Here is an 18,661-nt window from a genome sequence, read left to right as displayed (position 1 = left end):
CCTACTCTGTCCGGGGCGACATAACGCCGCCCCGGTTATCCGGTTAGAAGCGGAAGGTTGCGGTGGCGACCACCTGGCGTTCAGCGCCCCAATAGCAACCATAAGTCGCGAAGCAGCTAGAGACGTATTCTTTATCAAACAGGTTGTTCACGTTGATGCCAATCGAGGAGCCAGGCAGATTGAAACGCGCCAGATCGTATTTTATCGCGGCATCAACCACCGTGTAGTCCTTCACTTTAAAGGTATTGGCCTCATCCCCATAGCTGGAACCGACATAGCGAACACCCGATCCCAGCGTCAAACCGCTAAGTGCGGTTTCATGGAAGGTGTAATCCGCCCACAGTGAGGCCATGTGTTTTGGAATCGCGGCCGGGGTGTTGCCCTGAAGCGTGGTGTCCTTGGAATATTCGGCATCCGTATAGGTATAAGAACCCAGCAGGTTAACATTGGCTGTCAACGCAGCTTTGGCTTCCAGCTCGACACCACGAGAGCGAATCTCACCGCCTTGCACGCTGGCGAATGGATGATCTGGATTAGGGTCAGCCACCTTGTTGTTGGTTTTAGTCAGCTGATAGATCGCCATGCTGGCAGTAATAGGACGATCTTTCGGCGCAAACTTCACACCAGCTTCATACTGTTTGCCCTTGGAGGCGGCGAAGGTGTTACCACTGAAGTCCGTGCCTGAAGTTGGCTCAAAGGATTCACTGTAACTGATATAAGGTGCCACACCGTTTTCAAATACATAATTCAGACCAGCGCGGCCGCTGAATTCGTTGTCCTTCTGCTTTGATACCGAATTCTGGTTCAAACGGTTGGTGCTGTTCGTATCACTCCAATCATAGCGCCCCCCCATGGTCAGCACCCACTGGTTCCATTCAGCCTGATCCTGTACGTAAAGCCCAGTTTGCTCCTGACGATTGACCTGACTTGCACCACCAGTAATGGTGTAACTTTGGTTACCATACTGTGGGGCTATAACATTCAGAGGAGAAGCAGTGCCGTACTGATAGACGACGTCATTGCGCATGCGCATGTAGTCCACGCCCATCAACAACATGTGATCAACTTGCCCCGTCGCAAACTTGGCCTGCGCCTGCGTATCTACAGTAAAGCTGGACATGTGCTCTTTTGAGTTCATCACGCCACGTGTCAATTCAGCAGGGTTAGTCGCGCTGATACCCTGACCATAGATGGAGCGGTAATCAACGTCCATCTTGGAATAACGCAGGTTTTGGCGCACCGTCCATACGTCATCAAACCCATGCTCAAAGGCGTACCCGACCATCTGCTGCTTACGCGAGATGTTGTTGTAACCCGGCTCACCGTCGTTGAAACTGGTTGGTAATTTACCATTGATGCCATTTTGCACCGTGCCCTCTTTCGGCAACCAGCCATAGAAGCCCACGCTTGGGTCATCCTGGAAACTGCTGAGGAAAGTCAACGAGGTACGATCATCCGGCCGCCAACTGAAAGAAGGCGCGATAGCATAGCGCTTGCTCTTTTCACCCACTTGCTGCTGATCTTCATCACGCGCCAAGCCGGTCAAGCGGTAAGAGTAAACACCGTCATCATCTACTGCACCGCCAAAGTCGAAGCCGGTCTGGAACAGATTGTCGGTACCCATTTTGAACTGAACTTCACGAAGGGTTTCAGTCGTTGGGCGTTTGCTGACCAGAGCGACGACACCACCCGGACTGCTCTTACCATAAAGTACCGAGGAAGGACCGCGCAGCACTTCAGCGCGCTCCAGGAAGTAAGGGTCAATTTGGTAAATGGAATAGTTATCATCCTGCAGTTTCAGGCCGTCCAGGTACATATTGGTACCCACTGAACTAAAACCACGAATGTTCACAGCGTCGTAGGCGGTAGAGGCACCACGGTTGCCCACCATCACACCTGGCGTATAAGCCAACGCACTTTTCACCGTTTCCGATTGGCGCATATCCATCTCTTCACGCGTGACGACAGAGACCGACTGCGGCGTTTTAATCAGCGGCGTATCCGTTTTAGTACCGGTGGCGCTGCGCTTGGCCACATAGGTGCCGACTGGCCCCCAGGCGCTTTCTTGCTGAGACTGACCGCTGCCTACCACGGTAATCGTGTCTTCCTTGGCGGTCGATTTGGTGTCAGCGGAAAATGCCGGCATCGCCAGCGTGCCAAGTGCAGCAGCGATAGTGATCGCTAACCCACTGGCGTGAATTCGGCCCTGCTTGGCCATGGGAAATGGAAGACGCTTGGACGGCATAAGTGATTTCTCTGGTGAATTATTTGATGACGAATGTAAACGATAATAATTATTATAAGCGACGCATTTTATGCAGAAGGCAAATTAAACTGCAAGTCGAATTCAGCCTGTAAATTGGTGTGTGATTAACCGCTTAGCCACATTAACCTGATGGAAATAAACTGCGCAGAGAAATAAAAAAGCCCGCAACAGAAAGTTACGGGCTTAATAACAAAGAAAAACTTTTCGCCTAAGCGTTTTACATGATTGGGCGCTTACTTACCGAACATGTCCTTGATCCAGCCCGCCACACCGTCAGCATCTTTTTGCTCACCCGCCTGCTGCTGTTGCTGTTGTTGCTGAGCGGCCTGACTTGCCTGGCACAACCCCTGCGGATTATCAGTCCATACGGGAATGGTACGCCCACCGCCGCTACAGACAAAGTTACCGCTGGCATCGATGCCCATCTGGTTAATGCCTTCCGGCGGCTGCAACATCAGCGGCAGCGGCGTCTGGTTTTCCAGATAGCGACGATACAGGGTCAACGCACCATTGGCACCGGTCAGCTTAGCTGGACCGTTGTTATCACGCCCAACCCAGGCGATAGCCACTTCTTTACCGTCGATACCGGCAAACCAGCTGTCACGCAAATCGTTGGTGGTACCGGTTTTCGCCGCCAGATTGTAGTTAGGGAACTTGACCGACAGTGAGCGAGAGGTCCCACGCGCGACACCTTGTTGCATGGCGTACAACGTCAGGTAAGCCGCCTGAGCCGGCACGACACGCTCCGCCTGCGGGAAGCTCTGATACAGCACTGAACCGTCTTCAGCAATCACCGAACGCACCGCAGACAGTGGAGCACGGTTACCGCCACCGGCGATAGTTTGGTATTCCTGCGCCACTTCCATCGGTGTCAGGCCAATCGCCCCAAGCAGCATCGAAGGCACTGGGTTAATTTCTGCCTTTGGAATGCCCAAGCGTTGCAGCGTAGCACTGATTTGATCCAGCCCAACCGCCATACCCAGGTTCACCGTGGGTACGTTGAGTGAGAAGGCAAGACCATCCACCAACATCACCTGACCACGGAATTTGCGGTCATAGTTGTTTGGCTGCCAGACAGTGCCGTTCGACAATTTCAACGTCAATGGCTGATCTGCCAACCAGGTGTTGAGACGGTACTTATCTGGTTCAGACAGCGCCGTCAGGTAGGTTGGTGGCTTGGCCAGCGACCCGACCAAACGACGCGCCTGCATAGCACGGTTAAATCCGGCAAACTGTGGATTAGCACCACCGACCATGGCGCGAACTTCACCGCTGAAGCGATCGACAATCACCATCGCCGCTTCCAGATCCTGCACGTGACGCGCAGCCTTCAGCGCCGGAATACCGTCCTCAACGGCTTTTTCCGCTGCATCTTGTGATACCGGGTCCAACGTGGTGAAGATCTTCACACCGGACAGATCATTAACCTTATCGCCCAGCTTGGCTTGCAGTTCCTGACGTACCATCTGCATAAACGCGGGCTGCGGCGTGATCACCCCGCCTTTTGGCTGCACGCCCAGCGGCCTGGCGCTGAGCATGTTATACAGCTCTGCGTCGATCACACCCTGGTTCTGCAACAGTTTTAATACCAGGTTACGGCGCTCCAGCGCCAGTTTCGGGTTGCGCCAAGGGTTATACAGCGACGCCCCCTTAACCATACCCACCAACAGCGCCTGTTGATCCAAACTCAGTTCGTCCACCGGACGGCCAAAGTAATACAGGCTGGCCAGAGGGAAACCACGAATCTGATCATTGCCACTTTGGCCGAGGTAAACCTCATTCAGATAAAGCTCAAGGATACGGTCCTTGCTGTAACGGTAATCCACCAACAACGCCATGTAGGCTTCGTTGGCTTTACGCCACAGCGAACGCTCGTTGGTTAAGAACAGGTTTTTCACCAACTGCTGCGTCAGCGTACTGCCGCCCTGTACCGCACGTCCGGCCGTCAGGTTAGCCAACACCGCACGGCCAATGGAATAGGGGCTGATACCGTCATGTTCATAGAAATGGCGGTCTTCCGTGGCGATCAACGTATCCACCAGCAGGTCCGGGAAACCGGCGCGCGGGACAAACAGACGCTGTTCACCGTTCGGCGACTGCAACATGGTGATCAGACGCGGATCGAGGCGGAAGAACCCGAAGCTACGCTGGTTTTCCATGTTCTCGATTTTCGCCAGGCGGTTATTTTGGAAATCCAGGCGAGCGTGGATCTGGCCCTCTTTACCGTCTGGGAAGTCAAATGGGCGGCGCAGCATTTCAATGCTGTTGGCCTGCACGGTAAATTCACCTGGACGTGTCATGCGGCTTACCTGGCGGTATTGCATGCCTTCAAGCAAATCGACCATTTCCTTTTTGCTGTACGGCATGCCCGGTTCCAGGTTGACCATGCGGCCATAAACCGCTGCCGGCAACTGCCAGACTTTGCCGTCAATGCGGCTGCGGATCTGTGAATCCAGATAGACACCGTAGATCGCCAGCAGGACAGCGACCACCAGAATCAGTTTGATCAGCAGGCCGAGCCAGCGGCGTTTTTTACGCGGCGGAGTCGCTTTTACCTTACGCGGCATGCGTTCTTCCTCGTCTTCATAATCATCTTCGTCATCCTGGTACTCGTCTTCCTCGTAATCATCGTAATCGTCATCTCGACGACGGCGCGGCGGTTTGCGCGACGCGGTGCGTGTTGGTTGTTTCCCTTTGCGCCCAATGGGCTCGCGGTCATCCCCAGCCATTGCTGTTACTCTCCAGACTTGGCGGCACTGCCGGCCATTATGAGTCGCTTAATCTGTCGCGGCATTAGGCTGCTGAACAGAAGAAACATCTGAATTCTCCCCCTAAATAATTGGCGTTGCATCGAGGCGGCAAGAGAACTTATCCCGATGAGCTTACGCGAGTAAGTGATTCGGATAAGTGAACACAGCCAACACCGATGCGGCGTCAAGTATGACGGGGTTACTGATACTTTTTCGTGCGCCGCGTAGGTGCGGTATTCGCCGGGTCGTCCGGCCACACGTGCTTCGGGTAACGCCCTTTCATCTCTTTTTGCACTTCTTTGTAGGCCCCCTGCCAAAACGCCGCCAGATCGCCGGTGATTTGTAATGGCCTGTGCGCCGGTGAGAGTAACTCAAGCACCACCGGGATGCGACCTTCTGCCAGCATCGGACTGCGCTGTTCACCAAACACTTCTTGCAGACGCACTGCCAACGCAGGTGGTTTGCCAGCGTCATAACGGATCGGTAGCCGGCTGCCGGTTGGCACAGTGTAATGAGTGGGTAGCGCATTATCCAGCCGCTGCTTTTGCTGCCAGCTCAACAACCGCACCAACGCCTCAGCAATATTCACCTGTTTTAACCCACGCATGTCACGTACGCCACTCAGCGACGGCAACAACCATTGCTCCAACGATGCCAGCAACGCATCATCGTCGACCGGCGGCCAGGCGGCCTCTGGCAACCAGTTTTGTGCGCACTGCAAACGCAGGCGCAACTGTTCAGCGGCAGTATCCCAGTTCAGCACTGCGACACCTTGGGCACGAACCCAATTGAGCAACGCCTGTTGTAACTCTTCGTCAGCCGGTTTGGCCAATGGTTGTGCGCGCAGCGTCAAACGGCCAATCTGCTGACGCTTCCAGGCACGCAACGTGCCTTTTTCCTCGTCCCACTCCACTGCGGTTTGCTGGGAAACGATCGCCGGCAGTTGCGCCGCCAAAACCTCAATGTCTACCGGTAGTGCCAGCAAAATACGTGCATCGGGGCTGTTATGCCCTTGCAGCAGGCTGGGTACGATCAGCCAAGGGGCTCGTGATAATGCTTCATCCTGATTCATCGCTGCGCCCATGCCGTTAGCCAGCAGGTAACGACCATCCTGACCACGCCGTTGAGCAATGCGGTCAGTAAACGCCAACGCCAAGAGGCTCGGCGCCATATCCACATCCACCTGTCCCGCCTTTACCTGCAAACGCCGGGCAAGCTGAGTGGCGCGTCGTTGCCAGTTCGGCTGCGGGCGGCTCAGCCAGTAACCAATGTCCATTTGTCCGCTGCGCGGTGGTTCTTCCAGCAACGCAGCTAATGCTGCAGCCGTTGCCAGTCCATCAGCACTCCGCTCTGCTCCTTGGGTTAGCATCGCCGCCAAACGCGGTTCACAACCCAGAATAGCCATCTGGCGACCGCGTGCAGTCAGTTTATCGCCGTCATCGGTGGCGCCAAGATGCTGCAACAACCTTCTGGCTGCCGCCAGCGCTGGCTCAGGTGGCCGGTCAAGCCAGGTCAATTGCCCTACTTCATGACAACCCCATTGCAGCAACTCCAGCCAGAAAGCGGCGAGATCACTTTGCAAGATTTCCGGCTCAGCATGTTCCGCCGCCCGCTCGGCCTGCTCTTTGGCAAACAGATGCCAGCAAATGCCCGGTTCCAGACGACCGGCACGGCCAGCACGCTGAATCATTGATGCCTGGCTAATGCGTTGTGTCACCAATCGCGTAAGGCCGTTCCGCACGTCATAACGCGCCACACGCTCCAGGCCACTGTCTACCACCAACCGAATACCTTCGATGGTCAGGCTGGTTTCAGCGATGTTGGTTGCCAATACCACCTTTCGCCGCCCTGCCGGTGCCGCCTGAATCGCTTTCTGCTGCTGCGCCAACGGCAAGGCACCGTACAGCGGGCATAATTCGATATCGGCCGCGACGTCGCCGCTCAGACGCTCCAGTACCCGATTAATCTCAGCCACACCAGGCAAGAACAGCAGTAAGGATCCCGTCTGCTCAGACAACAGGCGCTTAACGGCGCTCGCCACACCGTCCTCCAGCCGTTGATGGCTGGTTAACGGTTGATATTGACGCTCAACAGGGAAGCTTCGACCAGCGGATACCACTACTGGGGCCTGCGGCAACAACTGCGCCAGACGAGCGTTATCCAGCGTTGCTGACATGATCAGCAGCTTTAAATCGTCGCGCAGACCCTGCTGTACGTCCAAGAGTAGCGCTAACGCCAGATCGGCCTGCAGGCTACGCTCATGGAATTCATCGAGAATCACTAACGAAACGCCCTGCAGCTCAGCGTCCTGCTGCAACATGCGGGTAAGAATGCCTTCGGTCACCACTTCCAGCCGGGTATGCGGCCCACTTTTGCTTTCGGCACGCATGCGGTAACCCACCGTCTGACCAGGCTCCTCCCCCAGTTGCTGCGCCAATCGGTATGCCACGTTTTTCGCCGCCAACCGCCGCGGTTCGAGCATGATAATTCGCCCCGGTAGCCCAGCCTTGGCCAGGATCTGCAGCGGCAGCCAGGTCGATTTACCGGCACCGGTCGGTGCATGCAATAACACCTGAGGGGCGGATTGCAGCGCAGTGAGCAATTCATCAAGAACCGCGCTGACGGGCAGTGAAGACACAGAACTCTCCGTAGTGGTTAACATTGGGCGGCGCACATTGTAGCATTAGACTCTGCGTTTCATTACTTGCCGGGTATCTATGTCCAGTTCGCGCCGCCTTTTTTTTGCCCTGACCTTACCTGATGCGCTACAGCAGCAGGTGATCCGTTGGCGTGCAGAAAGCTTCACACCAGAAGCGGGTCGGCCCGTCGCCGCAGCCAATCTGCACCTGACGCTGGCCTTTCTTGGGGATGTTTCGGCACAAAAAGAAACCGCGCTAAAGAAGCTGGCTAGCCGCATTAGTCAGCCCGGTTTCAGCATGGTATTGGATGACCTGGGCCATTGGCCTCGTCCCGGCGTGGTTTGGCTTGGCACCCGGCGAGCCCCACGCAAATTGCTGCAATTGGCAGAGCTTTTGCGCTCGCAGGCCGCCCGCAGTGGGTGCTATCAAAGCCCGATGCCGTTTCATCCGCACATCACGCTATTGCGCTCCGCAACACAGCCCGTCGCCATACCACCGGCAACACCGGGCTGGATCTTCAGTGCCGACGCATTCGCCTTGTACCAGTCAGTTTTTGAAAACGGCCGCACGCGTTATCAGATGCTTGAACAATGGCCCTTAGCCAACCAGGACAATCCATGATTTTTACGCCACCGCTGCGCCACGCCACGCTGATTAAACGTTACAAACGCTTTTTGGCGGACGTCATCACACCGGAGGGAGAAACCTTTACCCTGCACTGCGCCAATACCGGTGCCATGACCGGTTGCGCGACACCCGGCGATACCGTTTGGTATTCCACATCGGATAATGCCAAGCGTAAATACGCCCACAGTTGGGAGCTGACACATACCCAACAAGGGGACTGGATTTGTGTGAATACCTTACGCGCCAACACCTTGGTGCGCGAGGCTATCGAACAGAATCTAATCAATGAATTATCCGGTTACAGTAAAATCAGCAGTGAAGTGAAATATGGCAGTGAAAACAGTCGTATCGATTTGTTATTACAGGCAGAAAATAGAGCTAGCTGCTATATTGAAGTTAAGTCAGTCACATTATTGCAACAACAACGTGGTTACTTCCCTGATGCAGTAACGCTCAGAGGACAGAAGCACTTACGTGAGTTGCTAAGCGTGGTTGAAAGCGGGCAACGGGCGGTTTTGTTCTTTGCTGTGTTACATAGCGGTATTGAACAGGTCGCACCGGCACATCATATAGATGAGCGTTATGCGGCACTGTTAGCACAGGTTCAGCAGTTGGGCGTAGAAGTAGTTTGTTATGGGGCTAAATTATCACCTGACGGTATATCTCTCTGCGATAAGTTACCGTTTTTTATCGATTAGCGCTGACCGGGCACAAATATTCCGACAACCGGTTATCGCGTCGCCAAATACGCCTTCCTTCACACCATTGTCAAGCAGGCGACAGGAATAATTGCCAACCTACGTCCCATCTGTTATTTATAGCGGCCTGTTTTTCCCCCGCATTGGGGATTCGATAGTGCGTGTGTATGTAGGAGAAGCAACATGCAAGAAGGGCAAACCCGTAAAACCTCGTCCTTGAGCATTCTCGCCATCGCTGGGGTGGAGCCGTACCAAGAGAAGCCGGGCGAAGAGTACATGAACGACGCCCAGTTGTCGCATTTCAAGCGCATTCTTGAAGCATGGCGCAACCAGCTCAGGGATGAAGTGGATCGTACTGTGTCGCATATGCAGGAAGAGGCAGCTAACTTCCCTGATCCGGCCGACCGTGCCACTCAGGAAGAAGAGTTCAGTCTTGAACTGCGTAACCGCGATCGCGAACGCAAACTGATTAAAAAGATCGAGAAAACGCTGAAGAAAGTAGAAGACGAAGATTTCGGCTACTGCGAATCCTGCGGCGTGGAGATTGGTATTCGTCGCCTTGAAGCGCGTCCGACTGCCGATTTGTGCATCGACTGCAAGACGCTGGCCGAAATCCGCGAAAAGCAGATGGCCGGTTAATATACCTAAAATAGTTGGAGTTGCCTCAAGGCGGCAAGGGAGCTTATCCCGATGAGCTTACTCAAGTAAGTGATTCAGGTAAGTGAGTGCAGCCAACACAGAGGCAACTTCAGCTATGACGGGTATACAGTTGTTACCGCTGCGGCGTGCGTATCTACGTGCGCCGCACAGAGAAAAGGGAAAGTTTCCCCTCTGATATGCAAGAAAGACATTATGTGGGGCGCTTTGCCCCATCGCCTTCCGGGGATCTGCATTTCGGTTCGCTGATTGCTGCTCTGGGAAGCTACCTTCAGGCTCGTGCTCAACACGGGCAGTGGTTGGTTCGCATTGAAGATATCGATCCCCCGCGCGAAGTTGCCGGTGCGGCCGATCGTATCTTATCCGCTCTGGAACACTATGGTCTCCTCTGGGACGGCCAGGTCATCTATCAATCCCAACGCCATGAAGCCTACCGGGCAACGCTGGATCAACTCCAACAGCAAGGGCTCAGCTATTTCTGTAACTGTACCCGTAGCCGTATCCAGCAGATAGGTGGCCTTTACGACGGTCACTGCCGTCATTTGCATCTTGGCCCTCAGGGTGCTGCCATTCGTTTACGGCAGTCCGCACCTGTTTTCGCCTTTCACGACCGACTGCAGGGTGAGTTACACGCTGATCCCGCGTTGGCGCAGGAAGACTTTATCATCCGCCGACGTGATGGCCTGTTCGCCTATAACCTGGCGGTGGTGGTTGACGATCATTTCCAGGGTGTGACCGAAATCGTACGCGGTGCCGATTTGATAGAACCGACGGTGCGCCAAATTGCGCTATACCATCAGTTGCAGGCACCGGTACCTACTTATGCGCATTTGCCGCTGGCGCTGGGCGCTAATGGCATCAAACTGTCGAAACAAAACCATGCGCCCGCATTGCCCGACGGTGATCCTCGTCCTGTACTGGTTGCCGCACTGAAGTTTCTGCGCCAACCACTACCAGAAAGCTGGCAAGATCTTGACCTGTCGTTATTATTGAGCTGGGCAATCGCACACTGGAAGCTGGATAATGTGCCGCGTCAGGAGGCTATCCCCTGGGCGGAAACACATCGGCATTCTCAAAAGAGCCATGGTGAGCTATGATTAGCCGCTATTTTTTGTTAGCGCCATTTTTATCAGACACTATCGAGGTGTACCATTTTTACCCGAGTAGCCAATTTCTGCCGTAAGGTGCTAATCCGCGATGACAAGCAGCCGCGCGATGATGCGCCGGTCAGCGATAAAAACGTAGTCCGCGAAGAAAGCGTGGTGGCTGAACAGCCAGCTGCGCCGCAGCAACGTTCCGCCGATCGCGGCAGAGAAAGCCCTGCCCGCCGGCCGGCACCGCGTAAACGCCCACCTTTTCCTGCAGCAGAGGGAAACGGCTCAATGACCGTAATCCCACGCGACCAGCATTCCATCTCACGTAAAGACATCAGTGAGAATGCACTGAAGGTGCTGTACCGACTGAACAAATCCGGCTTTGAAGCCTATCTGGTCGGTGGCGGCGTACGTGATCTGTTGCTTGGCAAAAAGCCAAAAGATTTCGACATCACCACCAATGCAACCCCAGAACAAGTGCGCAAGTTGTTCCGCAACTGCCGTCTGGTTGGTCGCCGCTTCCGCCTGGCGCACGTCATGTTTGGGCCGGAAATTATCGAGGTTGCTACCTTCCGTGGCCACCACGAACAGCAAACGCCGGAATCGGACAAGAATTCTTCCCAGCAGGCCCAAAATGGCATGCTGTTGCGTGACAACATCTTCGGTTCAATCGAAGAAGATGCTCAGCGCCGTGACTTCACCATCAACAGTTTGTATTACGGTGTCGCGGACTTCACCTTGCGTGATTACGTCAACGGCCTGCGCGATCTGAAGCAAGGTGTGATTCGCCTGATCGGCGATCCAGAAACTCGTTACCGCGAAGACCCGGTGCGCATGCTGCGTGCTGTGCGCTTTGCCGCCAAGCTGGACATGACCATCAGTGATGAAACCGCCGAGCCGATCCCACGCCTGGCGTCACTGTTACATGAGATCCCACCGGCGCGTCTGTTTGAGGAATCACTCAAACTGTTGCAGGCAGGCTACGGTTATCCGACCTATCTGAAGCTGTGTGAATACCAGCTGTTCCAGCCGTTATTCCCACAGATTGCACGTCACTTCACCCCGAACCATGACACGCCAATGGAGCGAATCCTGGCACAGGTGCTGAAGAATACCGACTATCGTCTGCAGAATGACATGCGCGTCAATCCGGCGTTCCTGTTTGCTGCTATGCTTTGGTATCCGTTGCTGGAACATGCCCAGAAGCTGGCGCAGGAAAGCGGGTTGGCATATTACGATGCCTTCGCTCTGGCGATGAATGACGTGTTGGACGAGCAGTGCCGCTCGCTGGCGATCCCGAAACGTATCACTACTCTGGTTCGTGATATTTGGCAGTTGCAGCTTCGGCTGTCACGCCGCCAAGGCAAGCGCGCACACAAACTAATGGAACACCCGAAATTCCGCGCCGCTTATGATTTGCTGGCGCTGCGTGCGGAAGTAGAAGAAAACCCGGAAATGCTGCGTCTGACCGAATGGTGGGGCGAGTTCCAGGACGCTACTCCAGCACGCCAAAAAACCATGTTGAACACTTTGGGTGACGATCCGGCACCACGACGCACGCGTCAACGCCGTCCTCGTCGACGGACGCCGCGTAAAGAAGGGGAATAATGATCCGCGTTTATATCGCGCTGGGCAGTAACCTGGCGCACCCGCTACAACAGGTGAAAGCCGCACTGGAAGCGCTGGAGCATCTCCCGCGCACCCGGTTGATCGTTTGTTCTTCGTTTTACCGTACTAAACCGCTGGGGCCGCAGAACCAGCCGGACTTTCTCAATGCCGTGGTTGCATTGGATACATTATTGCCTGCCGAACAGCTGCTTGATCACACCCAAGCGATAGAACGCAATCAGGGCCGCGTGCGCAAAGATGAACGCTGGGGCCCTCGCACACTCGATCTGGACATCATGCTATATGGCGATGACGTCATTCATACCGATCGTCTGACTGTGCCACATTACGGCCTGAAAGAACGTGAGTTCATGCTCTATCCGCTGGCGGAAATCGCCCCTGAGTTGATATTCCCTGATGGCGAATCCCTGGCCAGTTGCCTGAAGCGCGTGCCGAAAAATGGCATGGAACTCTGGCATCACCCCAAGCAGAAATCCTGAATCGGGCGTGGTATACAGCGCCCTATAGCATCACCTGAGCAACAAATCCCCCTTCCGGTCGGTTGGCAAAGCTAACACGCAGTCCATGTAAACTCGCTATACGCTCAACAATAGATAATCCCAGTCCGCTTCCCGTTTGCTCCTGACCCGGCGGACGATAAAAACGTTCTCCAAGCCGTGCCAGATGCTCCGTCGTCACACCAGGCCCATCATCCTCGACCGTCAGCAAGCGCTCTGTCAGTCTCACCGTGACGGTGCCCCCTTTCGGGGTATAGCGCACAGCATTATCCACCAGATTGCGTACCAGCAATGACAGCAGCAGTGGCTGCCCCTGTAACGGTGGCGGAGTGCCTTGTTGTTCATAGCGCAGCGTGACATTGGCAGCATGTGCATGGCGTTCCTGTTCAGCCAAGGTCATCGGGACCCATTGACTCCAGTCGACCGTTTCCAGTTCGGCCAGATCGGACAGGGAGTCCAGCCGCGACAGTGTCAGCAGTTGATCCACCAACCGCGTAGCGCGATCGATGCTTACTGTCAGATTGTCCAACGCATGCGCGCGCATCGGTTCGTCGTCGCCAGCCAGTTGCACTACTTCCGTCTGCACCCGCAGTGCCGCAAGCGGACTACGCAATTCATGGGCGGCGTCGGAGGTGAATCGTCGTTCCCGCACCAGCAGCGCATTGATACGAGTAAATAGCGCATTAAGCGCATCCACCAACGGGCGCACTTCAGTCGGCACCTGACTCGCGTCCAGTGGCGTGGCATCGTCTGGGGCGCGTTTGCGCAGCCCTGCGGCGACAGTACGCAACGGGCGCAGCTCACGCCCGACCATCAGTGCAATCAACAACATCAGGATCGGTAATGTCACCAGCCACGGCACCAATTGCCCGGTCACCATGCCTAACGCCATGTCCCGGCGATAATTCCACTCCTGCCCCACCACGATACGATACCGCCCGTCGGGGCTGGTGAGCCACAGTAGCCGCCAACTGTCATCATCGCCTTTGCGCTCACCATCAGTAAAACCTTCGCGCTCACTGTCAAAGCGGAAATCCGCACCATTTTCACCATCGTTAAGCAGCATTTTGCCGTTACGGTCAAAAATCGCGAACGCCAGCGCATCATCGTCCTGTTCACCACGCTTGCCGTGGTGCACCAGCTTCTTGGTTTTCGGTAGACTCCGTACGCTTTCATCTGCCAGCAGATCACCCAGGTTGGCTGTCGCCAGCCGTTTGGCAAACAACATCTGCTGGGTATCGAAGACTTCATTGATGTTGTTGCGCGTCATCATCCATGCCACCAGGCTGGCAGAACACCAGGTCAGTAGCGCCAGCACGCTGAAAATCAGGATCAACCTCAGTCGTAAACTAAGATGTCTCACGGTACATCCCCCAGCGTATAACCCACACCGTGAATGGTACGGATAAACCCGTTGCCCAACTTCCGTCGCAGATGATGAATATGTACCTCCACCGCGTTGCTACTGACCTCATCGTCCCAGTTGTACAATTTTTCCTGGATCAAGGGGCGCGCCAGCACCCGTCCCTTGTTGTGCAGGAACAATTCCAGCACGGCCAGCTCTCGTGGTGTTAATGTGACGGGCTCGCCGTTACAGCTAACGCTACGGGTGGCGGTATCAAACACTACATTACCATGCACCAATTGTGGCATCAGTTGACCATGACGACGGCGGATCAATGCCTGCAGGCGTGCAGCAACCTCTGCCAAGGCAAAAGGCTTGCACAGGTAATCATCGGCGCCGCTTTGCAGGCCGCTGACGCGCTGTTCCAGCGCATCACGTGCGGTCAGGATCAATACAGGTACGTCATGACCGGCCTGCCGCCACTGGCGCAACAAATCCAACCCGTCGAGACCCGGCAGGCTGAGATCGAGGATCACTGCGTCATAAGGCGCACTTTCCAGCGCGTTTTTACCGACCAGCCCATCGGTAAACCAATCCAGATTAAAGCCAAGCTTGGTCAACCCGGCTTTGATGCCGTCGCCAATTAACTTGTCATCTTCTATCAGCAGAATTCGCATGTGCGTCCTTTTTAGCCATTGCCGCCCATTACACCACAAGGTTCTTAAGAACCGCTTAAGCATTATGATCTGCGCTACCCACCCCGTTAGGGTTACAGTAGAATGACAGCACTTTTTTGCAGTCAGGGCCCTGCGTACGCCGCACGGCTCTATTCAGGAGACGTAGTGATGAAACCCACCACCGTGACCCATTTGCGCCAGTGGAAGCAGGAACAGCGCAAGTTTGCTTCCCTCACCGCTTACGATGCCAGCTTTGCCAAACTGTTTGAAGAGCAAGGCGTTAAAGTGCTGCTGGTGGGCGATTCACTGGGCATGACGCTGCAGGGCCACGACTCTACACTCCCGGTCACCGTCGCCGACGTTGCCTATCATACTCGTGCCGTGCGCCGGGGTGCTCCGGCCTGCCTATTGCTGGCCGACCTGCCCTTTATGAGTTACGCCACCCCACAACTGGCCTGCACCAATGCCGCAGAGCTGATGCAAGCCGGTGCCAATATGGTGAAGCTGGAAGGCGGCAGTTGGCTGTGTGAAACAGTGAAAATGCTCACCGAGCGTGCCGTGCCGGTATGCGGCCACCTGGGCCTGACACCGCAGTCGGTAAACGTGTTCGGCGGTTATAAGGTACAGGGCCGTGATGAACTCGCTGCCAAACAACTGCTGGAAGATGCACAAAATCTGGAGCTGGCCGGTATTCAACTGCTGGTACTGGAGTGCGTACCTACTGAGTTGGCTCGCAAAGTCACTGAAGCGCTGACAATTCCGGTGATTGGCATTGGTGCCGGTAATGTCACCGATGGTCAGATTCTGGTTATGCATGATGCGTTCGGTATCACCGGTGGCCACACACCGAAATTTGCTAAAAACTTCCTGGCACAGAGCGGCGATATCCGCTCGGCGGTGCAACAATATATCCAGGACGTAGAACAAGGCATTTACCCCGCTGAAGAGCACTCTTTCAACTAAAGTGTCCGCGTTAGGAGTTATGGAATGGTAATTATCGAGACCCTGCCGCTGTTGCGTCAGCAGATCCGCCGCTGGCGTCAGGATGGGAAACGCATCGCGCTGGTGCCGACCATGGGCAACCTGCACGAAGGTCATATGACGCTGATCGATGAAGCCCGCGCACGCGCCGATATCGTGGTAGTCAGTATTTTCGTCAACCCGATGCAGTTCGAACGCCCTGAAGATCTGGCCAGTTACCCACGTACCTTGCAAGAGGACAGCGAAAAGCTGACCCGCCGCGGCGTTGAACTGGTGTTCGCACCCGCACCGGCCGATGTCTATCCGCAGGGGCTGGAACAGCAAACCTACGTCGACGTACCGGGCATTTCCACCATGCTGGAAGGTGCCAGCCGCCCGGGGCATTTCCGCGGCGTCGCCACCATTGTCAGTAAGCTGTTCAATCTGGTGCAGCCGGATCTGGCCTGTTTTGGCGAAAAGGACTATCAGCAACTGGCATTGATCCGCAAGATGGTGGCGGATATGGGCTACGACATCGACATTATTGGCGTACCGACAGTACGGGCTAAAGATGGCCTGGCGCTCAGTTCTCGCAACAGCTATCTGACTGCCGAAGAGCGTAAAATCGCCCCGCAGCTCAGCAAAATCATGAATGCGCTGGCAGAACAGCTTAGCAACGGTGAACGTCACGTCGACGAGTTGCTGGAGCAAACCGCCGAGCACCTGCGCAACGCCGGTTTCACCCCGGACGAGCTGTTTATCCGCGACGCTGACAGCCTGCAACCCCTGGGCGTTGAAAGCCAACGTGCCGTGGTGTTAATGGCCGCTTGGCTGGGTAAAGCACGATTGATCGACAACCAGCAGGTTGATTTAACGTTGTAGGTTATTTTTTGCACATACGTCACCTGTACAACAAGCCAGATTGTAGACAATGGCAGGCTTATCGGTGACGATATACCTCAGTATGGCTATTTAACCCAATCGCCTCTATTACTCAGTTAGGTAAAGTTATGATACGTACTATGCTGCAAGGCAAACTGCATCGGGTGAAAGTGACTCAGGCCGACTTGCACTATGAAGGCTCCTGCGCCATTGATCAGGACTTTCTGGAAGCCGCAGGCATTCTGGAATATGAAGCTATCGATATTTATAACGTTGATAACGGTCAGCGTTTCTCGACCTATGCTATCGCCGCAGAACGTGGTTCTCGCATTATTTCGGTCAACGGTGCGGCAGCACGCTGCGCCTGCGTGGGCGACAAGTTGATCATCTGTTCTTACGTGCAGATGAGCGATGCTGATGCACGCCAACACCATCCTAAAGTCGCCTACTTCGAAGGTGACAACAACCTGCAACGTAAAGCGAAAGCCGTACCGGTTCAGGTCGCTTAAACGTAAAAACGGGCGCTTTCGGCGCCCGTTCCTTCCTACTATTGCACCACCACCGTTCCTGGCTTATTGGCTATTCTGTCCGCCATCGTTTGAATCGAGTCGGTGCGCAAAATATACAGCCGCTTCAGCGTATAGGGATTATCCCCCGGCTTCACTTTGCCTTGCACTGTGGTCACTGCCATATGGAAACCGGCGTCTTTCGCTGCCTGTATCGCCCGCTGGTTGTAGCCACCAAATGGGTAGGACAGATACAGCACGTGTGGATTAAACTGCGACAACGCACGGCGTGAGTGCTCAAAATCGAACTCGATATTATGCAGAGAACGGCTCAGCAGGATCGGTTGACGGTTACCATCTGTGCGATGCAGGAAATGCGTATGCGACTGCACATCGAATACATCCTGAATCTGCTTCAGTTCGGAAATACTCATAAACTGCAGCGAGTCTGGGTTCCACTTCTGCGGATGGCGTTTGATGCGCGAGGAAATGATAAACGCCGTAGCGCGGAAGCCATAGTCTTTCAGCACAGGATAAGCATACCGATAAACCGACTTTAGCCCGTCATCAAACGTCAGCACCACTGCCTTGCCCGGCAAATTGATCTGATTATTCAGGTAAGCTTCCAACTGATATAAGGAAATAGTGTCGTAGCCAGCCTGCTTCAGGTAGGTCATCTGGTTGCTGAACGCCACATCAGACGTGGTTGTCGACGTATGACGGAAGCGCTTGTTCTCTTCGTTTTTCAACAGATGATGATAAGTCAGTACCGGAATGCCCATATCAATTTCGCAGTCCAGTTCGCTGACATAACCCAACCGGTCACCAATGTTGATCTCATACCAGGTGTTGTTGAGCCGATCCTTCAGCTTACCGATGATCGGGTAGCGCAGGTTCTCTTCCAGAACGCCAAAAATATCACTGCCGTTATCGGCATCGGTATAGACGTTAGTCACTTTTTGAGTGATCAGGTTCTGGTTGGTCAGCGGCTTGTTCAGCTCACCCAGGTCATCCTTCACTTTGCGCGATTTTTTGAGATTTCGCACATCGTCTTTATCGATAAAACCGGTGCCGTGACCGAATTTGAACTCGTAATATTCCGCATCCGCCGGGAACACCTGAATCAGTTGTCCCTGCTTCACTTCACCGACCGGAATAACATGCTCGCCAATCAGCGAATAGACCTCGCTGTCGCGTTGCGCTTCCATATATTCGGATTTAACAGCACTGTCTTCCGACAACAAATTTGCCAGACTTGCCGGGGATGCAAATGCCATCAGAATACCGAGAAGCCCAGCCGCTATCTTATGTTTAGACCGCATGGTTATGTTCTGCTTACGAGTACGTAATAACAAAATGGAGAAAATGTGGAGCGCCAGCATAGCACGATTTGAACAGCGGAGATAAAGGGGTTATTGGAGCAATTTTATTGAT

At 54.6% G+C, this 18,661-nt stretch carries 14 protein-coding genes and 1 pseudogene; 9 read left to right on the top strand and 6 right to left on the bottom strand.

Features of this window, described 5'->3' with window-relative positions:
• Positions 1-43: 43 nt before the first annotated feature.
• The 3 genes from fhuA to hrpB all read right to left on the bottom strand — a co-directional run bounded on the left by fhuA (position 44) and on the right by hrpB (position 7,654).
• A complete protein-coding gene (fhuA, locus tag SGR01S_RS15830) occupies positions 44-2,245 on the bottom strand; it encodes a ferrichrome porin FhuA (protein ID WP_061807935.1) in 2,202 nt (733 codons plus the stop codon).
• Positions 2,246-2,499: 254 nt separating this feature from the next.
• Positions 2,500-4,995, bottom strand: coding sequence for a bifunctional glycosyl transferase/transpeptidase (mrcB, locus tag SGR01S_RS15825; RefSeq protein ID WP_061807934.1), 2,496 nt, complete (start codon positions 4,993-4,995; stop codon positions 2,500-2,502).
• A 220-nt stretch (positions 4,996-5,215) separates the two neighbouring features.
• Complete coding sequence (gene hrpB, locus SGR01S_RS15820; protein ID WP_172479791.1) at positions 5,216-7,654, bottom strand: ATP-dependent helicase HrpB; 2,439 nt, start codon at positions 7,652-7,654, stop codon at positions 5,216-5,218.
• 79 nt (positions 7,655-7,733) lie between these two features.
• Here hrpB and thpR point away from each other — a divergent pair, with 79 nt between their 5' ends.
• From thpR to folK, 6 genes and pseudogenes are all read left to right on the top strand, one after another.
• The gene (gene thpR / locus SGR01S_RS15815) at positions 7,734-8,276 is read left to right on the top strand and encodes an RNA 2',3'-cyclic phosphodiesterase (RefSeq protein WP_061807933.1); all 543 of its coding nucleotides are present in this window, start codon (positions 7,734-7,736) and stop codon (positions 8,274-8,276) included.
• Entirely contained in the window at positions 8,273-8,980 is a 708-nt protein-coding gene (gene sfsA, locus SGR01S_RS15810; protein WP_061807932.1) for a DNA/RNA nuclease SfsA, read from the top strand. Before thpR ends, sfsA begins: the two co-directional genes overlap by 4 nt.
• 183 nt (positions 8,981-9,163) lie before the next feature.
• Entirely contained in the window at positions 9,164-9,619 is a 456-nt protein-coding gene (gene dksA, locus SGR01S_RS15805) for an RNA polymerase-binding protein DksA (RefSeq protein WP_012146687.1), read from the top strand.
• Between the two features lie 197 nt (positions 9,620-9,816).
• Positions 9,817-10,727: pseudogene (gene gluQRS, locus SGR01S_RS15800) on the top strand (tRNA glutamyl-Q(34) synthetase GluQRS).
• A 94-nt stretch (positions 10,728-10,821) separates the two neighbouring features.
• Positions 10,822-12,339, top strand: coding sequence for a polynucleotide adenylyltransferase PcnB (gene pcnB, locus SGR01S_RS15795; protein WP_370452798.1), 1,518 nt, complete (start codon positions 10,822-10,824; stop codon positions 12,337-12,339).
• Positions 12,339-12,839: a 2-amino-4-hydroxy-6-hydroxymethyldihydropteridine diphosphokinase gene (gene folK, locus SGR01S_RS15790; RefSeq protein WP_037416837.1), complete on the top strand. Its 501-nt coding sequence runs from the start codon at positions 12,339-12,341 to the stop codon at positions 12,837-12,839. Before pcnB ends, folK begins: the two co-directional genes overlap by 1 nt.
• Positions 12,840-12,861: 22 nt before the next feature.
• Here folK and qseC read toward each other — a convergent pair whose 3' ends face one another.
• Together qseC and qseB are read right to left on the bottom strand one after the other, a co-directional pair.
• The gene (gene qseC, locus SGR01S_RS15785) at positions 12,862-14,220 is read right to left on the bottom strand and encodes a quorum sensing histidine kinase QseC (protein ID WP_037416834.1); all 1,359 of its coding nucleotides are present in this window, start codon (positions 14,218-14,220) and stop codon (positions 12,862-12,864) included.
• Positions 14,217-14,879 (bottom strand): quorum sensing response regulator transcription factor QseB, encoded by a 663-nt coding sequence (gene qseB / locus SGR01S_RS15780; RefSeq protein WP_037416831.1) that lies wholly within the window; start codon positions 14,877-14,879, stop codon positions 14,217-14,219. The genes qseC and qseB overlap by 4 nt, the downstream gene beginning before the upstream one ends.
• 168 nt (positions 14,880-15,047) lie before the next feature.
• On the opposite strand from qseB, the gene panB reads away from it, so the two are divergent.
• The 3 genes from panB to panD all read left to right on the top strand — a co-directional run bounded on the left by panB (position 15,048) and on the right by panD (position 17,230).
• Positions 15,048-15,842 (top strand): 3-methyl-2-oxobutanoate hydroxymethyltransferase, encoded by a 795-nt coding sequence (panB, locus tag SGR01S_RS15775; protein WP_037416828.1) that lies wholly within the window; start codon positions 15,048-15,050, stop codon positions 15,840-15,842.
• Positions 15,843-15,866: 24 nt separating this feature from the next.
• A complete protein-coding gene (gene panC / locus SGR01S_RS15770) occupies positions 15,867-16,721 on the top strand; it encodes a pantoate--beta-alanine ligase (RefSeq protein WP_061807931.1) in 855 nt (284 codons plus the stop codon).
• 128 nt (positions 16,722-16,849) lie between these two features.
• Positions 16,850-17,230 (top strand): aspartate 1-decarboxylase, encoded by a 381-nt coding sequence (gene panD / locus SGR01S_RS15765; protein ID WP_037416822.1) that lies wholly within the window; start codon positions 16,850-16,852, stop codon positions 17,228-17,230.
• Between the two features lie 38 nt (positions 17,231-17,268).
• Here panD and SGR01S_RS15760 read toward each other — a convergent pair whose 3' ends face one another.
• Positions 17,269-18,549, bottom strand: coding sequence for a polysaccharide deacetylase family protein (locus tag SGR01S_RS15760; protein WP_061807930.1), 1,281 nt, complete (start codon positions 18,547-18,549; stop codon positions 17,269-17,271).
• Positions 18,550-18,661 lie beyond the last annotated feature (112 nt).

Origin of the sequence: Serratia grimesii NBRC 13537 (assembly GCF_001590905.1) — a bacterium.
GTDB lineage: Bacteria > Pseudomonadota > Gammaproteobacteria > Enterobacterales > Enterobacteriaceae > Serratia > Serratia grimesii.
Note: the sequence above shows the minus strand (reverse complement) of the source record. Positions and strands in the feature narration are given on the sequence as shown.